A 24,485-nucleotide genomic window follows, 5' to 3' on the forward strand; every position below is an offset into this window, starting at 1 on the left:
GACTTTGTAGCGCTCGTGGCTGTAGTATGGAAAGCGTGTGTTATGGAAGAAGAATCTTAGGTATTAAACGGAGGGTATATTACATAGAAGCGTAGTAAACAGATCAAATGTTTTACTACGCTTCTATTATTATTTAAGTTGGGCGAGTAGCTCGCTAGAACTTAAAGTTTGATAAGAAACCCGGTTTCTTCCAAGTTCTTTTATATTGGTCTGCCAGTGCACTATGGTCTGAATAAGCCAGTACTTCATTGAGTAAACTGTGTGCTTTTTTTAGGTTTCCCGTTTTGTAAGTAACAAGTGCTTCAGCCAACTTTACAGATTCACAGTCGTCATCATAGCCCCATTCATTTTGTGCATAGATGCCGTTAAAGACCATTACATTGCGGTTTACTTCGGCTAGGTTTTCCTGTTCAGCAAGCAACATGATTCCGAATTTTAACCAAAGTACATAATCTTCGGGATCCATGACTGTGGCAACCCAGGCATCATGACGTTGAAATACTTCTGCGCCCGATCTAAATTCGGAGAGGAAGTAATGCCCTTTGATAATCAGATATAAAGTCTTTGCTTTATCAAAGTCATCGATGATAAATTCCTTTTTATTTTTGAGGTAGGTTTGTGCTGCAGCAACAATGGCGCTATAGTCAGATATCTCATTGTATAGCTGCATAAGGATATATTGTGGTTGTGCTTCATGCGGATATTGCTGTGCCATATCCGTATAATAGTCGATACGGTGGTCACGATCGTTAGGCTCAAGGATATCATAAATAATACCTTCCACACCATTTTTAGCGGCCTCAAAATCCCTGTAATGATAGTCGTTTAGCGTAGGGTGATTGATGTAGAACTGATATATGTGCTCCAGAAGATATTGTGCTTCCCTTTGTATATCGGAAGAAATGCCCAGATGATAATTTACTTCAAGCTGGTACACAAACATTTGATAGCAACTTGGAAACACTAGGTCTGATTCATCTTCAGCAGATTGTTCTTCCATTACCTCATCGCGCATTTCATCAAGGTCGCTCAAAGTGACTTGGTATGTGTCGAAATATAGTATGAGGGCGTCTTTTAAACGTTCATAATCCTCCAATTTCGACAATGCGTCTGTTCGCGTCTGATGTAGTTCTTCAAAATCTGAGTAGTTTAGCCCCTCAGTTGCGATTTGATAACTATCTTCGAGGAGATCCACATTCTTTAATGCAATTGCCAGGTTATTACAATTCATTGCACGATTGTGGCTTCCACCGAAATAATCACTTTCATATTTTCCCTGTTCGAAATAAGCCGCAAAGCCATCATAGGCTTGGCGATAAACAGCAAGATAAAGCTGTCTCAGAGCCAATGTATCTTCAGCTGAAAGCGTATCTAATGCATCAACAAAGTCAGATAAGTTAATTGCTTCATTATAGAGATCGCGTGGTAAGTCATCGAATGTCGGAATCCGTGTATATACTTCACCTGTTGTTAAGTACGTGCATTCAACAAGACGGCGCCAAGATGTTGCATTCCACTGTCTTTCGCCCAATTGTTGAAGGTAAGGTAAGGCCGCTTCATGTTGTCCATCGTCATAAAGGTATGCTGCTGCAAAATGATAGCCGGCGTATATCTCAGGGTATTCGTCAATTAGTTTTAGTGCGTGTAGATAATAATAGTCTAGCGGTATCCCGATATCTTCGGAATAATTGCGTTCAATGATAAGCTGGTAATAGAATACCTCAGGGTTTTCATAACCGTCAGCGATAAGCTCTTCAAAGCGACCATGCCATTTGACCAGCTCTTCATGGATATGGGCAGCTGAATTTTCACCTTTAATAAGTTTTAATAATACTTTTAGGGCCAGATCTATCTCTTTGTTTTCATAAGCGATCTCGGCAAGATCCACATATTGCATTTCACTGCCGCTGACAAAGCGATCAAATTGCTCTCCTATTAGAGCGCTTAGCGCTGTCCCCAAAACCTGTTTAGTACGGTCTAGAAGATAGATTTTTTTTATCCAGAATATGGAGAAATTTTGATCAGCAGCTTCGCGATCGTCTTTAAAAGTTTCATTGAAATAACTGATCCCCTCATCCAATAAAGCTAATAGGGCGGTATAATCCTGGAGACTCTCATAAATATCTGCCAGGAAGCCGTAGCCATAGGGAGCCATTTTAGGTATTTCGATCAACTTTTTTGCATAACCTATAAATTGGTCTTTGTTGTTCTCGTTGATATGTTTTCTCGGACGATTGATCTGCCCCAAGCTTGCCTGGTTGCCTAAGACGTAATTGAGCATGTGATAGAGCGTTGTTTCATTTTCTGGCTCTACTAGTAGTGCTTTTTGGAGGTAGGGGATCATCTTCTCCTGTATGATATCAAAAATAGCTTCGTGTCCATCGTAGAATACTTGATCGTGATAGGCAACAGCGAGATGTGTCCAAAGTGGGACATCCTGGTCGTTCTGCTTCAATTGATTTTCGCCTTCAATGATAAATAGATCTAGTTGTCCACTGTAGAATAAATCGTATATATTTCTCTCTTCCATTCTTTGCTTCTTTCTTTTATTATTTTTACTAATATGTTAAATTTTATTGAAAAGTTATTTCGGTAGCGTAAGTTTTACGAACTTATCACCATCCCATTGAAAATATTCTTCTCTTTTCGAAATGCGATAGTCGGGGTCTAGGGTACTATCATCTTTCGCTTCACCTTCTTCGATGTATTTATAGATCAACTGGTTGTTTCTTTTGTGTTCGGAGGGGAATAGGATTTTTTCATCGTAATAAAAGACACCGGCATCACTAACGGAGTATCTACTGGGGAGATTGATCAATTTCTGACCAGTCCAGGCCATGTAATTATACTCCGTTGGAACTGCGCAGGCACCTGATAAAAATTCCATGCGTAAGATTTGCTTTACATTATTTAGTCCCATAGCTGGCAGCAATTTACTTTGCGAGCTCAGCTGACCAGAGAATACAAATGGGTAAGATTGACTGGTGATTAATGAATCTTGTGCATCCAATAATTTTACTGTGGTTAAATAGTGATCCTGTTGTTCCTCATTTTGTTGTTTGATGAAACGTTCAAATCCGAATAAAAACTGGAGGCCCTCCTTGTCGGTCTGTTTACCGAGGGCCAATAAGCCTAACCAGATGAAGCCCTGTTTAAGCTGACCATCGCTATGATAGCTGATCTGATACCATGGAGCATAAAAATTTTTGATGGTATTGCCTTTAAATGGAGCACTGGCAATGGTGACATTTTCTCCAAGTGTCAGTGAGTCCACCACTTTCATGTTGAGCCCCGGCCCGGAGCGTATATAGGCCTTTTCAACAAAAACGGAGGCTGTTTGTCCTTTTTCGATGTTCCATAAGTTAAAATCATCTTCAAATGTGATGCCGTCCTGTGCTTTTAGAAGCATGGGAAATAGACCTAGACATACTATCGCAAAATTTATTGTCTTCATTTTTCTCCTGTTCACTATTGCAAAAATAGAAGAATTTCGGGGCATGCTTATCACTGGTTTCAGGTATTTTCTTGCCAGTGATATAACGCCTAGCAAGCCTTATACGATAGCAGGTCAGCGGAAATAGATTTTATGATTTTCAAAACAATTTTGTCTTAAATGTGGTATCTTAAGACGTGAAAGTTTATACAGCTAATAAATGCTATTTTAGGCGAATAATAGGAATTTATGAAAGAAAAAAAAGGTCAAAAACAGCAAGTAAGTGCGCTATTTGATCGTTATAGGAATCAATTAGATAATCCCGAATATGTAGAAATTGAACTTTTGGTTTTAATTGTCGCGATAATTCGACCAAAAAAAGTTCAGTTATTCTATCAGGTTGATATCCAGTTTTTTCTTGATTTTCTACAGGAGTCAGCGGATTGCAGGAATCAATTTATTTACTACCTTAAACGGGTTTTCAGGCAAAGAGATCTTGATCAACTGGTGTCCGATACGGGCATTATCAGTTATGCAGATTTTATCTATGAGCTCAGGAAGCGGATAACAGAACGTTATTTGCCTTATCAACCAGCAAAATCAACCTTACAATATTTGCTGAATCAGGTATTTTACTCCCCCAAAGATGCGGATTGGATATCCACTATTTCTGCCGAGCAATTGTATGAACTATTTCAGCTATGTGAGTTTTATTCCATTTATGATGATGAAACGGGTTTTGAAATGATTGAGATCTTGTATGGGATCGAGCTGTTGGTACAACGTATTACTGGCCGGGCAATGGAAACTGACGTCAATAAAATGGTGCCAGAGTTTCAGAATTTCGATAGCCCATTTATCGCAATTATGCGAGAGTTTACGGAGTTAAATGACCGTATTTTGCAATCGGAGAGGAAATACATCAACTCAGAAGATCTTTCGTATAAACAGTTGCTCGTGCTTCATCGACAATGTGAGGCCTATATAGAAACCGCATTTGGTAATTCGCACCGTTTTGGTATTTCTATTAAGGTGAATCAGTCCTTATTGCGGATCCGTCAGCAACTTGAGCGTATCAAAGAGATGATCTCTTTTTTGGTGATTGATATGGAATCCCAAAAAGTAGAGAAGACGATTCATCTGGCGAAAACGGTTATTGGTTATAATTCGAGAAAAAGCAATATACGTAAATTAATAGGGCAGAGTACTCAATTGCTGGCTTACGAAATTACGCATCATACCGCACAGACAGGTGAACATTATATTACGTCAACCAATCAGGAATATTGGAAGATGTTTCGCTCTGCCTGTGGAGGGGGCGTAATTGTTGGTGGGATGTGTATTGTGAAATTATTATTGGGAAAAGTCGGGACGAGTGAATTCGGATATGCATTTTTGTATAGCCTGAATTACGCGATTGGCTTCACGGTTATTTATCTTTTTGGAGCTACCTTAGCGACCAAGCAGCCGGCGATGACGGCCTCATCGCTGGTGAGCGCTATCGAACAAGGGGCGGCAGATCAAGGTGTCGACAGGCACCGGTATTGGGTCTTTGCGCAATTTTTCGCACGTTTATTTCGCTCGCAGTTTATCGCTTTTGTAGGGAACGTGATTATGGCATTTCCCGTCAGCCTGCTGTTAGTATGGGGGATACAGCAACTCACAGGTGTGAATATTGCAAGTGCCAAATGGTTGCATTTGGTCGATGATTTAAATCCCACCAAGACACCTGTCATCTTGCATGCTTCCATTGCTGGTGTATTTCTGTTTCTGTCGGGGATTATCGCCGGCAGTATTTCAAATCGCGATAAACATAATTCGGTTTACTATAGGATTCAGGAGCATCCCTGGTTGAAGAAGTTGTTTGGAAAAACAAAGACCGATAAGATCGCCGCCTTTTATGAAAAGAAATGGGCCGGAATTGTATCAAATCTTTGGTTTGGTGTTTTTATGGGGTCAACAGCTTCCATAGGCATGTTTCTCGGTTTAAATTTGGATATTCGGCATATCACTTTTGCAAGCGGTAATTTGGCGCTTGGTCTTTTTGGGCATCAGATGGAATTATCCACAGATATCTGGATATGGGGAATTCTGGGTATAGGAATTATCGGACTTTTTAATTTTTTGGTGAGCTTTGGGCTGTCGTTGGTTCTGGCGTTCCGTTCGAGAAACCTGTCTTCTAAAGAGCTGACGAAAATGGCGAAAGCGGTATGGATTTATTTTAAGATGAATCCCAAGTCGTTCTTTTTTCCACCTAAATCTAAAGAATAAAGTTGTTAAGTCTTTGGGTACTCCCACTGCACAGGCGATGTCAGATTTGGTAAGGCATTGCAAAAATTAAGTAATTTCTGTAGATTACTGGTATGAATAATATAATTATAGTGCTTGGTGCTCCAAACGATGCTAGGGGCAATTTATCTCAGATCGCTCAGGACAGGCTGGATTGTGCCTACAATTTATATCAGGCAAATCGTAGTTTTCGGATTGTATGCACCGGAGGTTTTGGAGCGCATTTTAATCCCACGGAAAAACCACATTATTTTTATGCACAAAAATTCCTTATCGAAAAAGGGATTCCTGAGCATGTTTTCGCTGCAGGTGTTCCTTCGACCAATACCATAACGGATTTTCAATTATCGAAGAAATTGATTGTAGAGGAAAACCCGGACATCTTAATTATAATAACGTCTGACTTTCATATTGAAAGGGCTCAAATTCTTTACAAACGATATATCGGTTATCCTAAAGTTGTATTTATCCCCGCTATCTCATCCTTATCGAAAGCCGAACTGGCACCGCTGATTGAACATGAATCAGGTGCTGTAAAAAGGTTGCTGGAAGAGGAGGTTTAGCGGATCATTTGTTTCTTACAGCAGAAACAAAAAAAAGCTCAACTAATGTTGAGCTTTTTGTAGTCTTGGCGGAAGAGGCGGGATTCGAACCCGCGGTACCGTTTCCAGTACGACAGTTTAGCAAACTGTTCCTTTCGGCCACTCAGGCACCCTTCCGTGTTTTGACATTGCAAACATAAGGCAATTATTTGAATCTGCAAAGCCTAAATATCAAAAAAAATGCAAAAAAAACGTAACGTTACAATAAGCATTTGAATTTCAATTTGTTGTTTAGCAATTAAAATTACATTGTTTTTTTACTCAAATCATAATCCACCCGAACATGGTAGATACTTTTGAGCATAGCCTTGAAAATAACGGCCGATTCGGTGATATCTTTCAATGTGATATTACTATTGTTGAACTGTCCGCGCATCAATTTGTGCTCAATTATTTTATCAACCAGATTATTTATGGACTCCTCCGAGGGTTCTTTTAAAGCTCTGGATGCAGCTTCAACAGAGTCGGCCATCATTAGTACTGCCGTTTCTTTAGAGAAAGGGATGGGACCGGGGTAGGTGAATAAAGATTCGTCCACGAGTTTGTCTGGATTGTTTTTAACAAATAAATTGTAAAAATAGTCCACACGGGTGGTACCGTGGTGTGTTCGGATAAAGTCAAGGATAACCTCGGGAAGCTGATGTTTCTTGGCGACATCGACACCTTTGATGACATGGGAGATGATGATCTGTGCACTTTGCTCCGGAGAGAGTTCATCATGTGGATTTTTCTCTGTTTTTTGATTCTCAATGAAAAATTGCGGATTGGTCAATTTACCGATGTCATGGTACAGGGCGCCGGCGCGAACCAATAGGGGGTTGCCTCCAATTTTATAAATTGCGGCCTCCGCCAGATTAGCTACCTGTAAGGAGTGCTGAAAAGTACCCGGAGCTTTAAAGGAAAGTTCCCGCAATAATTTGGAGTTACTATTGGTAAGCTCCATCAAGGTTAAATCAGAAACAATGCCAAAAAGTTTCTCGAAGGCATAGATCATCGGATAGGCGAGCAAAGTGATCATGACACTAACCAGGAAGGGAAGGAGATCTGTCCAGTAAATGGTGTCAATAGAGCCATTTCTTGTGACTACTAATCCAATGTAAGCGACCCAGTATGTCCCGAGGATGATCGCTGATGAAACGAACAACTGTTCCCGCTTGACCAATGTCTTGATACTGTATATCGCGACGATGCCCGCCATAAATTGTAAAAATACAAACTCAAAACTGTTCGGTACAAATAGTCCAGCCAAAAGAACCATCAATAGATGGATATTCAGTGCGACCCTTGTGTCAAATAGGATACGGATGATAATGGGGACCGCACAAAATGGAATATAGTATAGATTAGGTATTTTGATCTTGATAGCCCAGGAAAGTACAGCAAGCATACCGATGATGACGATCATGATAATCATCAATAACCGGTTGTTGAAATAGATGTCTTTACGGAAAAGAAACAGAAATACCATGAGTATGGAGAGAGCAAGGGATATAATGAGAAATTGCCCTAGGGTTACATAGTTTTGATTTCCACTTATTTTTCCCTCGTCTTCGTATACCTTACGTAATGACTCTAGTTTTTGGTAAGTCTCATTGGATATAATCTTTTCTTTTTCAGCGATCAGTTCACCTTTTTGGACAACACCTCGGGTAGCGGATATATTGGTGATGGCATTTTGTTCCAATGCTTCGGTCTGCTGGTCGTTATAAATATAATTAATCGTGATATAGTTTTTTAATGTTTCCTCTAGCCAGCCTTTTTGTTTTATTTTGGTCAGCTTAGGCATTAATTCGTCCATATAGCCATAGGAGCTCTCGATGGTATAGCAATCAGCCGTGTTTTTTTGTGAGGCAACTTTATCTTGTATTAACGTAAAATTATAATGTTTTGAAGCCGGTGATTTTTCGTTGTTACGGTTTTGAAACCGGTTATTCAAGGAGAGTATCCCTTTTCCATAAAGGTGATTTAATATTGCATTTCCGGCACTGCGGTAATCGTTTATATTTTCGTGTGTCGTGTCGAGTTTGCTGCTTTGCCATTTTTCGGACAAATCGGTATTGAACTGATCAATCTGTTCTTTGCTCGTTGTCGTATTGGCGTTATAAATTGGCTGGATTGTATTTAATATACCTTTTTTGTCCGCATTGAGCTCCTCCTGCGTCTTCAGGATCGCAAAATTGTAAGGTGATATTAAATTTTCATGGTTCCATACTTTCCCTTTTTGGAATTCATAACGGAATCGCGGTTGTTTGGGAAGAAAAATACAGATCAGAACGATGGTGATCAATATTAGTCCAATTTTTCGGATGAGATTTTCTGTCGTGTTTAATTCTCTTTTATATTTTATTTTTAATCTTCCCACAGTGAACGATGTTTTTTATATAAAGTTAATATACAAATGTAGTTATAATTTATTTTTTGTGGATTCTGCCGGATGCGATTTGAATCATGTTAAATGTGGGGAATGCTGTGTTGAACGGAAAATACTTGTTATCTTTGCAGAAAAAACACAACATGTCAACAAAATCACATCTAATTGCACCATCCGTTCTTGCTGCAGACTTCGCGAAATTATACGATGATATCATCATGGTAAACAATAGTGAGGCTGATTGGTTTCACATCGATATTATGGACGGCGTTTTTGTGCCGAATATCTCGTTTGGATTTCCCGTTATGCAAGCTATTGCGAAACATGCCACCAAACCATTGGATGTACATTTGATGATTGTTGATCCTGATCGTTATTTACAGGTATGTAAGGATTCAGGAGCAGAAATAATTACTGTACATTATGAGGCTTGTACACATCTGCACCGCACATTAGCGGCTATCAAGGAGTTAGGCTGTAAAGCTGGGGTTGCATTGAACCCGCATACACCTGTAGCGCTTTTGAAAGATGTTTTGGCTGATCTGGACCTTGTGTGTCTGATGTCTGTCAATCCTGGATTTGGCGGGCAGAAGTTTATTGTAAATACGTATGCCAAAGTGCAGGAACTCCGTGCAATGGCTAATGGTGTCAATGATGGATTGCTGATCGAAATTGATGGGGGAGTTACCACTGCTAACGCTGCTCAACTGTTAAAAGCTGGTGCAGATGTATTGGTTGCAGGTTCTTTTGTATTCAATGCTGCTGCGCCTTTGGATACCATTAAATCGCTGAAAGATATAGATATAAATATAGAAAATATATAAAGATAGGAAGAGGTGATTTAGTAAAATAAATCACCTCTTTTTTTTTGGATGGATAAGGCAAAAAAATAGTTTCAAAAAAAAATGGCTGGATTGCATAAGTTCTGTTTAGAACAATTCCAAATTGATTTAAATAAATGGAATGCATGCGTTTAAAGTTGGATTTTCACTATTTTTGTATTTAGTCAATATAGTTGATTTACGGTAAATGAATCAACTTAAAAATGCGAACTGAACGGGCAATTTATAATTTAATGTAGGAAGGCTACAGACGTTATATATTCGCTTAATTATATTACAGACACGGTAGTGTAGGAAGATAGGAGTATATCTGCTGAACTACCCTTAAAATAGAAAGATTGATATCTATGAGTATTTACAACGATTACGTACAAGAGGTTGTAGAACGAGAAGGCCAAGGATTACATCCTAAGCCTATTGACGGAGCAGAATTACTAAGTGAAGTAATAGCTCAGATTAAAGATTTAAACAATGAAAATAGAGCAGAATCTTTAAGATTGTTTATCTATAATACCTTGCCGGGCACAACCCCTGCAGCTGGTGTTAAAGCACAGTTCTTAAAAGAAATTATTCTGGGTGAATCAGTCCTTGCTGAAATTACACCTGATTTTGCTTTTGAGCTATTGTCTCATATGAAGGGTGGACCTTCTATCAACGTATTATTGGATCTTGCTTTAGGTGCTGATGCTGCGATCGCAAGTCAAGCTGCGGAAGTACTTAAAACACAGGTTTTCTTATATGATGCAGATACTGCTCGTTTGAAGGACGCTTATGAACAAGGCAATGCTATCGCAAAAGATATCTTGGAAAGCTACGCAAAAGCTGAATTTTTCACGAAACTTCCTGAAGTAACTGAAGAAATTCAGGTAGTTACTTTTATCGCAGGTGAAGGTGATATCTCTACAGATTTACTATCTCCAGGTAACCAGGCGCACTCGCGTTCTGATCGTGAATTGCACGGTAAATGTATGATTACACCAGAAGCACAACAACAAATCCAGGACCTACAAGCACAACATCCAGGTAAAAGTGTGATGTTGATCGCCGAAAGAGGTACAATGGGTGTAGGATCCTCACGGATGTCAGGTGTAAATAATGTGGCCTTATGGACCGGTAAACAAGCTAGTCCTTATGTTCCTTTTGTAAACATCGCGCCAATTGTAGGTGGTACGAATGGCATTTCGCCAATTTTCTTGACGACAGTAGATGTTACAGGTGGTATCGGTATCGATCTTAAAAACTGGGTGAAGAAAGTTGATGAAAACGGAAACGTTGTTCGCAATGATAAAAATGAGCCTATTTTAGAGGAGGTTTATTCTGTAGCTACAGGTACTGTATTAACCATCAATACAAAAACAAAAAAATTATATAATGGTGAGCAGGAGCTAATTGATATTTCAAAGGCATTGACACCACAAAAAATGGAGTTTATCAAAGCTGGTGGTTCTTATGCTATCGTATTTGGTAAAAAAATCCAAACTTTCGCAGCACAAACTTTAGGTATCCAAGCACCTGCGGTATTTGCTCCTTCGAAAGAAATCACCATTGAAGGTCAAGGCTTAACTGCTGTAGAAAAAATCTTCAACAAAAACGCGGTAGGTGTAACACCAGGCAAAGTATTGCATGCTAGTTCCGATGTTCGCGTGAAAGTGAATATTGTCGGTTCTCAAGATACGACAGGTTTAATGACTGCACAGGAGTTGGAAGCAATGGCTGCTACAGTAATTGCTCCTACGGTTGACGGTGCTTATCAATCAGGTTGTCATACAGCATCTGTTTGGGATAAGAAAGCGCAAGCGAACATTCCAAAATTGATGAAATTTATGAACGATTTTGGTTTGATTACAGCACGCGATCCAAAAGGCGTTTATCACTCCATGACAGATGTGATCCACAAAGTATTAAATGATATTACGATTGACGAATGGGCAATCATCATTGGTGGCGACTCTCATACTCGTATGTCTAAAGGTGTTGCTTTTGGAGCTGACTCGGGTACTGTTGCATTGGCATTGGCTACAGGTGAAGCTTCGATGCCGATTCCTGAATCTGTAAAAGTTACTTTCAAAGGTAGCATGAAGGAACACATGGATTTCCGTGATGTTGTACATGCCACACAAGCGCAGATGTTGCAACAATTCGCTGGAGAAAACGTTTTTCAAGGTAGAATCATTGAGGTTCATATCGGTACATTACTTGCCGATCAGGCCTTTACTTTTACGGACTGGACAGCGGAGATGAAAGCAAAAGCATCCATCTGTATTTCGCAGGATGATACATTAATTGAATCTTTAGAAATCGCTAAAAACCGTATCCAAATCATGATTGATAAGGGTATGGAAAATAAAAATAACGTTTTGCAAGGTTTGATCGATAAAGCGAACAAGCGTATCGAAGAAATCAGATCTGGCGCTAAACCAGCGTTGACACCAGATAACAATGCGAAATACTATGCTGAGGTTGTCGTTGACTTGGATCTTATCGAAGAACCAATGATTGCGGATCCAGATGTAAATAACGCAGACGTTTCTAAGCGTTATACACACGACACCATTCGTGATCTTTCTTACTATGGTGGAAACAAAAAGGTAGATTTAGGTTTCGTAGGTTCATGTATGGTGCACAAGGACGATTTGAAAATCGTTTCGAAAATGTTGCGGAATATCGAACAGCAAAAAGGTGTTGTTACTTTTGAGGCACCATTGGTTGTTGCAGCTCCGACGTATAATATCATTGATGAGTTGAAGGCTGAAGGCGATTGGGAATTTTTGCAAAAATACTCTGGATTTGAGTTCAGTGATGCATTGCCGAAAAGCACTGCCCGTACAGAATACGAAAATATCATGTACCTGGAGCGTCCTGGTTGTAACCTTTGTATGGGTAACCAAGAGAAAGCTGCTAAAGGTGATACGGTGATGGCGACGTCAACACGTTTGTTTCAAGGCCGTGTCGTAGAGGATAGAGATGGTAAAAAAGGAGAATCCTTATTGGCATCTACACCTGTCGTTGTACTTTCAGCTATTTTAGGCCGTATTCCTAATATTGAAGAATACAAAGCTGCTGTCGAAGGCATTAACTTAACTAAATTTGCGCCTATTCCGACAAAATAAAAAGCTATCAGGGTTTCAGTAACTTAATTAAATAACATAAATAAGAGAGATATGGCTTTTGATGTAGATATGATTAAAAAGGTGTACAGCCGTTATGATGAGCGCATTGCTGCGGCTCGTCAGGTGGTGAACAAACCTTTGACTTTATCTGAGAAAATTTTATATGCCCACCTTTGGGATAGTAATGCGATAGAGGATTACAAGCGCGGCGTTTCTTACGTTGATTTTGCTCCTGATCGTGTAGCGATGCAAGACGCAACTGCACAAATGGCTTTATTGCAATTTATGCAGGCTGGACGTCCAAAGGTAGCAGTTCCTTCTACCGTTCACTGTGATCACTTGATCCAGGCGAAAGAAGGTGCAGATAAAGATTTAGCTCGTGCTAAAAACGAAAGTTCGGAAGTATTTAACTTCTTGAGCTCTGTTTCAAATAAATATGGTATAGGTTTCTGGAAACCGGGAGCAGGTATTATCCACCAGGTTGTATTGGAAAACTATGCATTCCCAGGTGGTATGATGATCGGTACGGATTCGCATACTGTAAATGCCGGCGGTCTAGGTATGGTTGCCATCGGTGTAGGTGGTGCTGATGCCTGTGATGTGATGGCGGGTTTACCTTGGGAGCTTAAATTCCCCAAATTGATCGGTGTTAAATTAACTGGTAAATTGAGTGGTTGGGCTGCTGCAAAAGACGTGATCCTAAAAGTTGCTGGTATCTTAACTGTAAAAGGAGGAACTGGTGCAATCGTTGAATATTTTGGCGAAGGTGCTGAGTCCTTATCTTGTACAGGTAAAGGTACAATCTGTAATATGGGTGCTGAAATTGGTGCCACGACCTCAACATTTGGTTACGATGAGTCCATGGAGCGTTACCTTCGTGCGACAGGTCGTGCTGAAGTTGCGGATGCGGCCAATACCATCAAACAACACTTGACCGCCGATGCTGAAGTTTATGCTAATCCGGAGCAATATTTTGATCAATTGATCGAAATTAATCTTTCGGAGCTGGAACCTTCCTTGAACGGTCCATTTACGCCAGATTTATATACACCAGTTTCACGCATGCGCGAAGAGGCTGATAAGAATGGCTGGCCATTGAAAGTGGAGTGGGGATTGATCGGATCTTGTACAAACTCTTCGTATGAGGATTTGTCGCGTGCCGCTTCTATTGCGAAACAAGCTGTTGACAAAGGATTGATCACCAAAGCTGAATTTGGTATCAACCCGGGTTCTGAGCAGGTTCGTTTTACAGCGGATCGTGATGGATTATTAAAAACATTCGAAGATCTTAACGCAACGATATTCACCAACGCTTGTGGTCCATGTATCGGTATGTGGGATCGTGTGGGTGCGGACAAACAAGAGAAGAACACGATTGTTCACTCGTTCAACCGTAACTTTGCAAAACGCGCGGATGGGAATCCAAATACCTATGCATTTGTTGCTTCGCCAGAATTGGTTGCTGCAATTGCAATTTCCGGTGATTTGGGCTTTAACCCTGTTACGGATACATTAACGAACAATAAAGGTGAGCAGGTGAAGTTGGATCCTCCTGTGGGAGATGAATTACCAACAAAAGGATTTGCTGTTGATGATCCGGGATATCAGGCTCCTGCAGCGGATGGTAGTGCTATCGTTGTCGATGTAGCACCGACGTCAGATCGTCTCCAATTGTTGGAACCTTTTGCAGCTTGGGAAGGTACAGACTTAAAAGGTTTGAAATTATTGATCAAAGCAAAAGGTAAATGTACGACGGACCATATTTCTATGGCTGGTCCTTGGTTGAAATACCGTGGTCACTTAGATAATATCTCCAATAATATGCTGATCGGTGCGGTTAACTTTTTCAATGAGAAAACCGATAACGTGAAGAATCAATTGACAGGTGAATATGGTCCTGTTCCGGCAACGCAACGTGACTATAAAGCACATAACATCGGGTCAATTGTGGTAGGGGATGAGAACTATGGTGAAGGGTCTTCCCGTGAGCATGCTGCGATGGAACCTCGTCATTTGGGTGTCCGCGCAGTATTGGTTAAATCTTTTGCCCGTATCCACGAGACGAACCTGAAAAAACAAGGTATGTTGGGCTTAACTTTTGCGAATAAGGATGACTATAACAAAATTCAAGAAAATGATACGATTGATATCCTAGGCTTGACTGAGTTTGCTCCTGGTAAACCATTGACCCTTGTCTTGCACCATGCAGATGGAACGCAAGAGGAGATCTTGGCAAACCACACCTATAATGCACAACAGATCGAATGGTTTAAAGCCGGTGGTGCTTTGAATATCATCCGTAAGAATCAAGCGAAATAAATTGATTCCATAAAAATTTAGTTAAAAGCTGCTTTCATTCGAAAGCAGCTTTTTTTATGCAAGCTCCTAGCTGGAAAACATTTCTGTGATCTTCGTCATATTTTCCTAATTTCCATATAATTTATTTGGTTATAAAATAGAATGAGGGTACTTTTGCCCAACGTTTTTAGCGCCGATATGAGAAAAATATTTTTGACGATTGGAGCACTTGCATTAAGTGTTTCGAGTTTATTTGCACAGGAAAATCCAGAAATAGGAAAAAGCATTTTTAAACCAAGGAATTTAAGGACAGAAAGTAATAAAGGGAAGTTTTTCTTTTTTTGGGGGTATAACTTTTCTTCTTACGCAAAATCTGATATACATTTTACAGGTCCAAATTATGATTTCATCCTCCATGATGTAAAAGCGGGGGATCGCCCGACGAAATTTGGATCGACTTATTTTGACCCCAGTCGTTTGACTATTCCACAATTTAATCTGCATTTCGGTTATTATATCAAGGACAATTACTCCATTTCCTTAGGCTGGGATCATATGAAATATGTTGTGGATATTCCACAACAGGTTAAGATCACAGGTTATATTGGTGATGAAATCTCAAAGCCTGGCATACCGACCGGAAATCGTGCGGGACAATATAAGGGTGACATGATCACCGTGGATTCTGCAATGTTAACTTTTGAACATACAGATGGCTACAATTTTGCCTCGGTAGGGTTGGAGCGATACGATGATATCATCAACAACCGTAAAGGTCAACAGGTACTCACCATGGAGTCTGGTGTTGATGTAGGACTTTTGATTCCGCGTTCGGATGTACATCTTTTTGGTGAAGGTGGTAACCACTTCTGGAATATCGCAGGATATGGTGCTTCGGCAAAAGTAGGCTTACACTACCGTTTTTATAAAGGACTTTACTTGCAGGGAAATTTTAAAACAGGCTGGACGGATTTGTACAATATTCGCACAACAGGTAGAAGAGGTGTTGACAAAGCAACACAACAGATCTGGTTTTTTGAAAACTATTGGGCTTTGGGCTTTAGATTCTAACGATTTCAATTTATACTATCATAAGAAAGGGGATGTCAAAACATCCCCTTTCTTATGATAGGTCAGTCGGCGGACAGGATCATTTTATAGCTAATCGATGTCTTCCTAAATATCGCTTAATTTAAAGATGTCTTTTACGCGGATTCCTTTCTCCGTATGTTGTAAGGTACAGCATTCATTAATCGGATCATGCTCAAAGAAGAGAATGTATTCATTTTCGACGATTTCATTCCAATAGCTGTTGCGCTCTTCCATGGTGATTAGCGGTCTTACATCATAACCCATGACATAAGGGATCGGGATATGACCAACAGAGGGCAAGAGATCTGCCATATAAAGCACCGTCTTTCCCTTATATTGAATCTGTGGCAACATCATCGCTTCGGTGTGACCGTTGGCATAACGAATACCGATGTCCTTGCCAAATGGATCCTCGCTATCTTCAACGAATTTCAATCGGCCGCTTTCTTGAATAGGAAGGATATTCTCTTTTAGAAACGATGCTTTCTCTCTCGGATTGGGGTCTGTAGCCCAGGCCCAATGGTCACTATTGCTCCAAAAGTCTGCATTTTTAAAAGCAGGAGATAATTTTTCCCCTTCACGGATAATCGCACCACCACAATGGTCAAAATGCAAATGCGTCAGGATAACATCGGTTATATCGTTTCTGTCAAAGCCAATAGCTTTAAGCGATTTATCTAATGTCGCATCACCGTGCAAATAGTAATAACTGAAGAACTTTTCGTTTTGTTTATCGCCAAGGCCTGTGTCCACCAGCATTAATCTGTTACCTTCCTCAATGAGGAGTAAACGATTGCCCCATGTGCACATATTGTTGGAATCAGCAGGATTTGTTTTATTCCAGATACTTTTGGGAACCACTCCAAACATGGCACCGCCGTCCAATTTAAAGAAGCCTGTTTCTATCGCATGTAATTTCATCTTATTAATATTTGTAAAGCTTGGAACAATTTACGAAAAATATAAATTATATGGACGGTACACGAACGGATTGTGCTAAAAAAATATGCTAAAAAGTTTAATTTATTTTACCTTTATAAGTAACTGATAGTTAGCTTATTGGTTTTGTGTTTTTTATACAATAAGCCTGATTTTTAGATAATTAAGTTTTGTTTTTAGCGAAATTTGCCTTTAACTTTGGGCACATTTTAAAACAAACAAAAAATATGAAAAAGGGTAACATTGGAAACGCGCCTGATTTGAAATATTTGAAAATTGATTATACAGGAAATGTATTTTATCAATTACCTGTTTCAGAGTTGGTCGAACATGCTTTGGCGAATCAAGAAGGAAGACTGTCTGACACTGGAGCATTAGCCGCTGATACAGGAAAATTTACTGGAAGATCCCCCAAAGACCGCTTTTTGGTTGAGGATTCCTGGACTAAGGATGCAGTATGGTGGGGTGAAATCAATCAGCCGATGACCCCGGCCAATTTTGATGCATTATTTTCAAAGGTTGCTGCACATTTGAGTAACAGAACAATTTACGTTCGGGATTGTGCGGCAGGGGCGGACCCAGCATATCAATTATCCATTCGTGTTATCACGGAAACAGCTTATCAAAGTATTTTTGCCAACAACTTGTTTTTGAGATCTGTGGGTGATATCGATGTTCAGCCGCAATGGTCAATACTAGCTGCGCCGACATTACTTATCGAGGATCCGCAACACTACGGTATTCGTAACGAAAATTTTGTAGCCATTGATTTTACAAAAAAAATGGTGTTGATTGCGGGGACGGGATATACAGGTGAAATCAAGAAAAGTATCTTTTCCATCTTGAATTTTATTTTACCGCATGAACATAATGTACTATCTATGCACTGTTCGGCGAATACCTCCAAAGATGGTAAAACAGCCTTATTCTTCGGACTTTCCGGAACGGGTAAGACCACATTATCGGCGGATAAAAACAGGAAATTGATCGGTGATGACGAGCATGGTTGGAGCGAGAAGGGGATTTTCAACTTTGAAGGTGGTTGTTATGCAAAATGCGTAGGACTTACAGAAGAAAAAGAACCAGAGATTTATCATGCTATCCGTTTTGGTTCCTTGCTTGAGAATGTTGTCCTAGATGAGTTTGATCGGCCAGATTATGACAATATCAGTAAAACGGAGAATACGCGGGTTTCCTATCCGATCGATTTCATGGAAAACGCTGAGATGACGGGAATAGGTCATGCACCTGAAAATATTTTCTTTCTGACTGCGGATGCCTTTGGTGTATTGCCCCCGATTTCATTGTTAACAGTAGATCAGGCAGTCTATCATTTTGTGAGTGGTTATACCGCAAAAGTAGCAGGTACCGAAGTAGGGGTGAAGGAACCTACTGCAGCCTTCTCAACATGTTTTGGGCAAGCATTCTTACCTTTACACCCAGCGAAGTATGCTGCGTTACTACGGGCCAAACTGGAGCAAAATCCCAAGATCAAAGTATGGTTGGTTAATACAGGTTGGATTGCAGGGCCTTATGGTATCGGACGTCGTATTAAACTAAACTATACAAGAGCGCTAATTCGTGCTGCAATGGATGGATCACTATTGGAGGCTCAATTTAATAAGCATGAGATTTTTGGATTGGATTATCCGACCAGCTGTGGCGAATATGTTCCCGAACAGATTCTGGATGCTAGGGGATTATGGAACAATAATGAAGCCTATGACATGCAAGCCAAACGATTGGCAAAATTGTTTATCGAAAATTTCGAAAAATTTGATCATTCAATGCCAGCGTCGGTACAGATGGCTGGTCCTCGGATCGCTACGATAATACTCGTTTAAAAGTACCGCATTAATTAGCGAGCAAAGCCTTCAAAAAGACATTGTCTTTTTGAAGGCTTTGTTATAGATGCATTTTAATTGTGTTTGTTCACAAAAGAATCCAATTTTTCCTGTTCGTTTCCGGCAATTACATTGATAATTATTCGAAAAGCTGCTAAGCGGGCTTTCTTTTTATTGTCTTTGTCGATTTCAAACCAAGGCGACTTTTTGGTGGCGGTCGTTTTAAAGAGTTTTTCAATATAACCCGTATAAACATCCCATTTTTCTTGTGCCTGCTGATCCAAAACCCCAACCTTCCAGCGTTTTAGAATATCTTCTTGTCGCTCCTTTAAGCGCTCCGCCTGCTCTTCTTTACTGATGCTCAGAAACAGCTTAATTAGGATAATACCATCATCAATCAATTGCTTTTCAAATTCCGGTACCTGTTGCATGAATAATTCATGCTGCTCCTTTGTACAAAAATCAAATACAGGCTCTACCACAGCACGGTTATAATAACTACGGTCGAAGATGACCATTTCACCCGCATTGGGTAGATGCTTGATATGCCGTTGAAAGTACCACTGACCATTCTCCTCAACAGTTGGCTTCGGTAATGCCACAACACGTACCTTTTTGGGATTTAAATGTTCGGTCACCCGACCAATTGTACCTCCCTTTCCAGCGGCATCTCTTCCCTCGAATATAATGACAACACGTTTCCCTTTTTCAATGATATCATATTGTAATTTGAGCAAGGTAACCTGTAGATCATAGAGCTCTTTTTCATAGTCATAGACATCGTTAAATTTTTTGATTTCCAAAATCCCATGTTGCTCTAAATAGTCAAGAACATCTTTGTTTTGACGGATTTTTTCAAGCTCTTTTAAATCGTATTCTGCCATATTAATTGGTTTTTCAAGTTCGTTCACCTAAAGTTACTTATTGAATTGTTAAAAAATGTCAAAATTGAAATAAATCAGACCAGCACATGTAATATTGATCCAGAAGCCAACGTTATAAGGAAAAGCAATGCAAAAGGATGCTTTGATTAAGAATTGGACTTTTCATAAATTTAGGTTAATAATTGGTTAGGTTAGCCCGGAGTTCTCAACTTCGGGCTTTTTTGTTTTTATGCAGCAAAGTTTTTCAGGCATCCAAATTAGTTCTCCAGGTAAAGACTTTGAACTGGCTATGAACATTCCATAAGGTAAGATCATATACTGTGTTGAATCGTTTTCAGATATTCGATTAGCTCTCTGGTGAACAGCCTTGACTCGTAATTATACATGAATATACGATAGGGTAGGATCGTATATTGTATAAATGTTAAAAAATGTTAAAGGAATGGTAATCATATAATTAATTGAAATATGTGTCGTTTTAATTTCAAATACTTTTCATAAAATAGGTTAATATATGGCTAACGAAAGCTCAGAGTTCCCCACTCTGGGCTTTTTACTTTTTGATTAATCAGAATGGTTTTTTAGTGAAGGATAAATGCCCCCTAATAATTAAAAATATAAAGTCAGGCCTATTATAGATTATCCGTTTATAGGTTATCCATATGTTGGATAATTTTCGAAGAGTGATTATAGACTTTTAGCTTTACGCCAACTTCCTGCCCGGATGGATTTTTGATGGACACGCTTCCTTTCTGACCGATGTTCAGGGAATATTTTTTGCCTTTTTTCATGATGATTTCACTGGTATCAGTCGCTAACGCTATCGTATTACTCGATTTATTGGCGGCATCGATAGAAAATGTGCTCGCGTTCTCTGTTGAAATCTTTAAGAATTTATGTGCTGGGACCACCGTATTTATATACAATGTGTGTTTATCTTTTTTGCCTAGGTTGTTTACCTGGCAGGACTGTAATATTGCGCAGGTCAATAGCGCAGCTAATAATTTCATAATTTAATCGTTGATAATGGCTAGAAATTAAAAAATAAAGTTCATTTATCCTAATATTTACTTATTCAGGTTACTCAAAAAGTCTAATTTAAAGGTGGGAATATGATTAGGTATAAGAAAAGCCCTACAATTTGCTTGCAGGGCTTTCCTATTCTTTTAAATAAAATAATGCTAAGCTACTTCCCTTAAATCTACTGCAACTACACGCGATACACCTTGTTCGACCATGGTCACGCCATAGATAATATCTGTACTTGCGATTGTTTTCTTATTGTGGGATACAACAATAAACTGTGAGTTTTTGGAAAAATCACGAATGATATTGTTGAATTTATCAATATTGGTATCATCCAGTGGAGCATCCACCTCATCAAAAATACAGAAAGGTGCCGGCTTTGACAGATACAATGAAAATAACAATGCCGTTGAGGTCAAGGTTTTCTCACCACCTGAAAGCTGGTTGATTGACAATGGGCGTTTTCCCTTTGGCTGAGCTATGATATCAATATCCGAATCCAATGGATTGCTTGGATCAGTCAAAATCAGGTCACAGCTGTCTTCTTCATTGAATAACGAACGGAATACTTTAACAAAATTGTCCCGTACAGCATTGAAGGTAAACATAAACTGCACCTTCGCCGTATCATCTATTTCCTTGATTGTTGCCATTAATGAGCCTTTTGCTTCAATCAGATCTGCTTTTTCCTTATTGATAAAGTCATAACGCTCATTCATCTCATCAAAGGCCTCTTTGGCCATTAAATTGATTGTGCCAAACTCATCGAGCTGCTTTTTGAGTTTGCTACATTTTGTCGCTAAACTGGACTGATCTTCGGCTATTTCCGGTACATCCTCACGTTCGATCAGATCTTTCAATTCGATATTAAATTCGACCGAAAGGCGTTCTTTTAGCGCATTGAGATCAATTTGTAAGGCAGTTTTCTTATCCTTAATCTCACCGACAAGAAAGTCACTCTGTTCTTTTGAACGGCGTTGCTGAGTCAGTGAATCTTCCAGATTATTGATCTGTTGCTTGTCCGCATAATACGTTTCCTCTAGCTCTTTTAGTCCGTCTTCCAATGAAATCTTCTGCTCATACATAGCAATAAGATCTGCATCTTCTTCGTCCTCAAATGGAATCGTAGTTCGCAATGCTTCCTGTACTTCAACGAGTTCAATACTATTTCGCTCGATACGGATTTCATGATCATCTTTTTGGCTCTCTCTGAATTCGAGATCCTTGCTAATATTAGCGACTTTATTCAGTTGTTGATGATAACTGATATTTTCCTGATTATAGGAGATGGATTTTTCGTTTAATATTTCTGAAATTTCATGGAATTGATCCTGTAATTCGGAAAGTTCAGTTACACTTTGATCTTTTTCTACACGTAATTCCTGAAGCTGAGGTTCGGCAACCGTAAGATCCGACTCGATAGTCGCTATTTTTTCCTGGATATCTTTTTTCCGTATTTGCGAATTGTTGATGAAAGCTTGATATTGCTCCTGTTTGGTTTTTACTGTAATCAACTCATTGTTGAGCCTGTTCAGTTGAAAACGTAGTTCATCAATAAGTTCTTTTTGTGAGTTGCTACGCAAAGTCTCCACACGCGCTGTTTCAGCCGTTATTTTGTCTTCAAGCTTTGCAATCTCCAGATTAAGCGCTTTAATTTCCTGTGAGAGAACCTCTAGGTTTTTCGCTCTACCGATACGTTTTCCTTCGAATAATCCAACCGATCCGCCTGAAAGGCCCAGATGATGTTTGGCGTAACGGCCATTCTTCTGTAGGATAACCTGTCCTGCTTCGGGAAGCTTCTGCTCCATTTCCTTTTCGCCTTCCTGCTTTAAAATATATACATGCTGAAGGAGTAGGGTACAAAGCGCTTTATATTTTTCATCCACAGTGATCACATCCAAGGCGGACATGAGATTGTCATGTGGAGGAAGGGGCTGTTTAACGGCTGTATCTATGGCATCCAGAACAAAGAAATTGGCACGGCCTTTTGCGGCGTCGCTCAATAACTGGATGGCCTGAACGGCATCTTGTTGCGTCTCGACAACATAATGGTTCATGATCGGTTCCAAATAGTTTTCAATCGCAACACGATAGTCTTCCTGGCAAAATAACACATCGGAGAAGAGAGGTGGCTGTTTTTTCCAACCTGCATTTTTCTTCAAGAATCGAATGGAATCTGGGAAACCCTCTAAATTGTCAATAAGGGATTTTGTCAGATTATATTCATTCTGTTTGGCATCGACCAATCTAAGGTCTTTCGCAAGTTGTGCTTTAAACTCCTCTAAATTTGTCTGGCATTGAAGGATCTGCGTTTGCAGTTCCTCCTCCAGTTGATTGGCCGAATCATACTGCAACTGCTGCGCTTCGACACGACCTTCCAATTCCGCCACAGCACTGTTAAATTGCAGTAATTCTGCTTCTTTCGATTCGGTATCCACACTATTGCGGACAGCTTCCTGAAGAAGGGCTTCTTTTTGGATATTAAAAACGGCGAGATCCTTCTCAAGTTTATAAATTTTAGCCTGTAGTTCAGCATTGCTTTTGTTGAAGATATCCAATTTCCCCTTGGCAGATTGTTGTTGACCCCTCAGGGCATCTACCTCAGATTTATTGGATTCCAGGTTGTCTTTGAGTGAATCAAGTTTATTCTGTTCATCAAATAGCTCCTCATTCAGTCTTTTAATGGTATAAAGGACGTGATTAAGTTGTTGCTTGTCGCTATTGACATCAAGATTTAATCGATTTTCTTTATCCTGAAGATTTTTTACTTTCTCATTTTTGATCTTCTTTTCAGACTCATAGCCACGGATTTTGTTGACAAATTCCTGTGTGGATTTTTGTTGTACAGAAAGGTTCTTCTCCTGCTCTAAATTTACCTGACGCAGTGATTGTAGTTCAGTCTCCGCATTGAGAATCAATTGCTGGGAATTAGCGGCGTCTTTTTGAACTTTAGACTCCTGTGTTTGAAGTCGATCAAGCTCAGTCGAGAAATCCGCAATTCTATAATAAGCGAGGTCAATGCTGCTTTGGCGATATTCCTGCTTGAGGAGGGTATATTTCTCGGCTTTCTTAGCTTGATTTTCTAGCGATTTAAGATTTTTTGTGATCTCATAGAGTAAATCGTCTACCCGGCTGAGGTCGGCTTCCGTATCTTTTAATTTTGTTAGCGTCTGTTTTTTGCGCACCTTATATTTTGAAATACCGGATGCTTCCTCAAAAAGATTTCTACGCGAATTGTCTTTGTTATTGATGATCTCATCGATCATTTTCAACTCGATGATGGAATAACTATCGGCACCGACTCCGGTATCCAAAAATAAATCCGTGATATCTTTTAAACGGCACTTTACATCATTCAAACGATACTCACTATCCCCATTTCGGAATAGTTTACGTGTTACCGTAACAGTAGAGAATTCTGTTGGGAGGATATTATTGTTATTATTGAAGGTCAGGGAAACTTCCGCAAGATTAGCTGGTTTTCTGTTCTTTGTTCCGTTAAAAATAATGTTTTCCATTTTATCAGAACGTAGCATCTTTGTACTTTGTTCACCAAGTACCCAGCGTATTGCGTCCACCACATTGGATTTTCCACATCCATTTGGTCCAACAATCGCGGTAACACCGTCATTGAAGTTGATCGTGATCTTGTCTCCGAAACTCTTAAATCCCTTTATTTCTAGTTTGGTTAACTGCATTTATACCAAATTTGTTTGTCGTTATAAGCTTGCGAAAATAGTAAATTAAAATAAAAC

The 24,485-nt window shown here is 39.6% G+C and carries 14 protein-coding genes and 1 tRNA gene; 7 read left to right on the plus strand and 8 right to left on the minus strand.

Annotation, left to right across the window (positions count from 1 at the left end; genetic code table 11):
- Positions 1 to 154: 154 nt before the first annotated feature.
- Positions 155 to 2,530 (minus strand): hypothetical protein, encoded by a 2,376-nt coding sequence (locus M2408_RS01590; protein WP_259178668.1) that lies wholly within the window; start codon positions 2,528 to 2,530, stop codon positions 155 to 157.
- A 54-nt stretch (positions 2,531 to 2,584) separates the two neighbouring features.
- On the minus strand, positions 2,585 to 3,454 hold the full coding sequence (locus tag M2408_RS01595; protein WP_259178669.1) for a hypothetical protein: 870 nt from the start codon (positions 3,452 to 3,454) through the stop codon (positions 2,585 to 2,587).
- 228 nt (positions 3,455 to 3,682) lie between these two features.
- Between M2408_RS01595 and M2408_RS01600 the strand changes: the two genes are divergently transcribed.
- Together M2408_RS01600 and M2408_RS01605 are read left to right on the plus strand one after the other, a co-directional pair.
- Positions 3,683 to 5,704: a site-specific recombinase gene (locus tag M2408_RS01600; protein WP_259178670.1), complete on the plus strand. Its 2,022-nt coding sequence runs from the start codon at positions 3,683 to 3,685 to the stop codon at positions 5,702 to 5,704.
- 92 nt (positions 5,705 to 5,796) lie between these two features.
- Entirely contained in the window at positions 5,797 to 6,285 is a 489-nt protein-coding gene (locus M2408_RS01605) for a YdcF family protein (RefSeq protein ID WP_259178672.1), read from the plus strand.
- A gap of 66 nt (positions 6,286 to 6,351) precedes the next feature.
- On the opposite strand, the gene M2408_RS01610 is transcribed toward M2408_RS01605, so the two are convergent.
- Positions 6,352 to 6,441, minus strand: a tRNA-Ser gene (locus M2408_RS01610).
- Between the two features lie 127 nt (positions 6,442 to 6,568).
- Positions 6,569 to 8,686, minus strand: coding sequence for an HD family phosphohydrolase (locus tag M2408_RS01615; protein ID WP_259178673.1), 2,118 nt, complete (start codon positions 8,684 to 8,686; stop codon positions 6,569 to 6,571).
- A 152-nt stretch (positions 8,687 to 8,838) separates the two neighbouring features.
- Here M2408_RS01615 and rpe point away from each other — a divergent pair, with 152 nt between their 5' ends.
- The 4 genes from rpe (at position 8,839) to M2408_RS01635 (ending at position 16,016) form a co-directional block, all read left to right on the plus strand.
- Complete coding sequence (rpe, locus tag M2408_RS01620) at positions 8,839 to 9,519, plus strand: ribulose-phosphate 3-epimerase (protein WP_259178674.1); 681 nt, start codon at positions 8,839 to 8,841, stop codon at positions 9,517 to 9,519.
- A gap of 365 nt (positions 9,520 to 9,884) precedes the next feature.
- The gene (locus M2408_RS01625; protein WP_259178675.1) at positions 9,885 to 12,647 is read left to right on the plus strand and encodes a bifunctional aconitate hydratase 2/2-methylisocitrate dehydratase; all 2,763 of its coding nucleotides are present in this window, start codon (positions 9,885 to 9,887) and stop codon (positions 12,645 to 12,647) included.
- Positions 12,648 to 12,698: 51 nt separating this feature from the next.
- Complete coding sequence (locus M2408_RS01630) at positions 12,699 to 14,966, plus strand: aconitate hydratase (protein WP_259178676.1); 2,268 nt, start codon at positions 12,699 to 12,701, stop codon at positions 14,964 to 14,966.
- A gap of 177 nt (positions 14,967 to 15,143) precedes the next feature.
- Complete coding sequence (locus M2408_RS01635) at positions 15,144 to 16,016, plus strand: hypothetical protein (protein ID WP_259178677.1); 873 nt, start codon at positions 15,144 to 15,146, stop codon at positions 16,014 to 16,016.
- Positions 16,017 to 16,121: 105 nt separating this feature from the next.
- Here M2408_RS01635 and M2408_RS01640 read toward each other — a convergent pair whose 3' ends face one another.
- Positions 16,122 to 16,958, minus strand: coding sequence for an MBL fold metallo-hydrolase (locus M2408_RS01640; RefSeq protein WP_259178678.1), 837 nt, complete (start codon positions 16,956 to 16,958; stop codon positions 16,122 to 16,124).
- Between the two features lie 245 nt (positions 16,959 to 17,203).
- Here M2408_RS01640 and pckA point away from each other — a divergent pair, with 245 nt between their 5' ends.
- On the plus strand, positions 17,204 to 18,820 hold the full coding sequence (pckA, locus tag M2408_RS01645) for a phosphoenolpyruvate carboxykinase (ATP) (protein WP_259178679.1): 1,617 nt from the start codon (positions 17,204 to 17,206) through the stop codon (positions 18,818 to 18,820).
- A 74-nt stretch (positions 18,821 to 18,894) separates the two neighbouring features.
- Here the strand turns inward: pckA and ppk2 are convergent, their stop codons facing one another.
- The 3 genes from ppk2 to smc all read right to left on the minus strand — a co-directional run bounded on the left by ppk2 (position 18,895) and on the right by smc (position 24,428).
- Positions 18,895 to 19,704 (minus strand): polyphosphate kinase 2, encoded by an 810-nt coding sequence (ppk2, locus tag M2408_RS01650; protein WP_259178681.1) that lies wholly within the window; start codon positions 19,702 to 19,704, stop codon positions 18,895 to 18,897.
- Positions 19,705 to 20,351: 647 nt separating this feature from the next.
- Positions 20,352 to 20,714 (minus strand): hypothetical protein, encoded by a 363-nt coding sequence (locus M2408_RS01655; protein WP_259178684.1) that lies wholly within the window; start codon positions 20,712 to 20,714, stop codon positions 20,352 to 20,354.
- A gap of 171 nt (positions 20,715 to 20,885) precedes the next feature.
- A complete protein-coding gene (gene smc / locus M2408_RS01660; protein ID WP_259178685.1) occupies positions 20,886 to 24,428 on the minus strand; it encodes a chromosome segregation protein SMC in 3,543 nt (1,180 codons plus the stop codon).
- Positions 24,429 to 24,485: the final 57 nt, after the last annotated feature.

Source organism: Sphingobacterium sp. BIGb0165 (assembly GCF_024810095.1).
GTDB lineage: Bacteria > Bacteroidota > Bacteroidia > Sphingobacteriales > Sphingobacteriaceae > Sphingobacterium > Sphingobacterium detergens.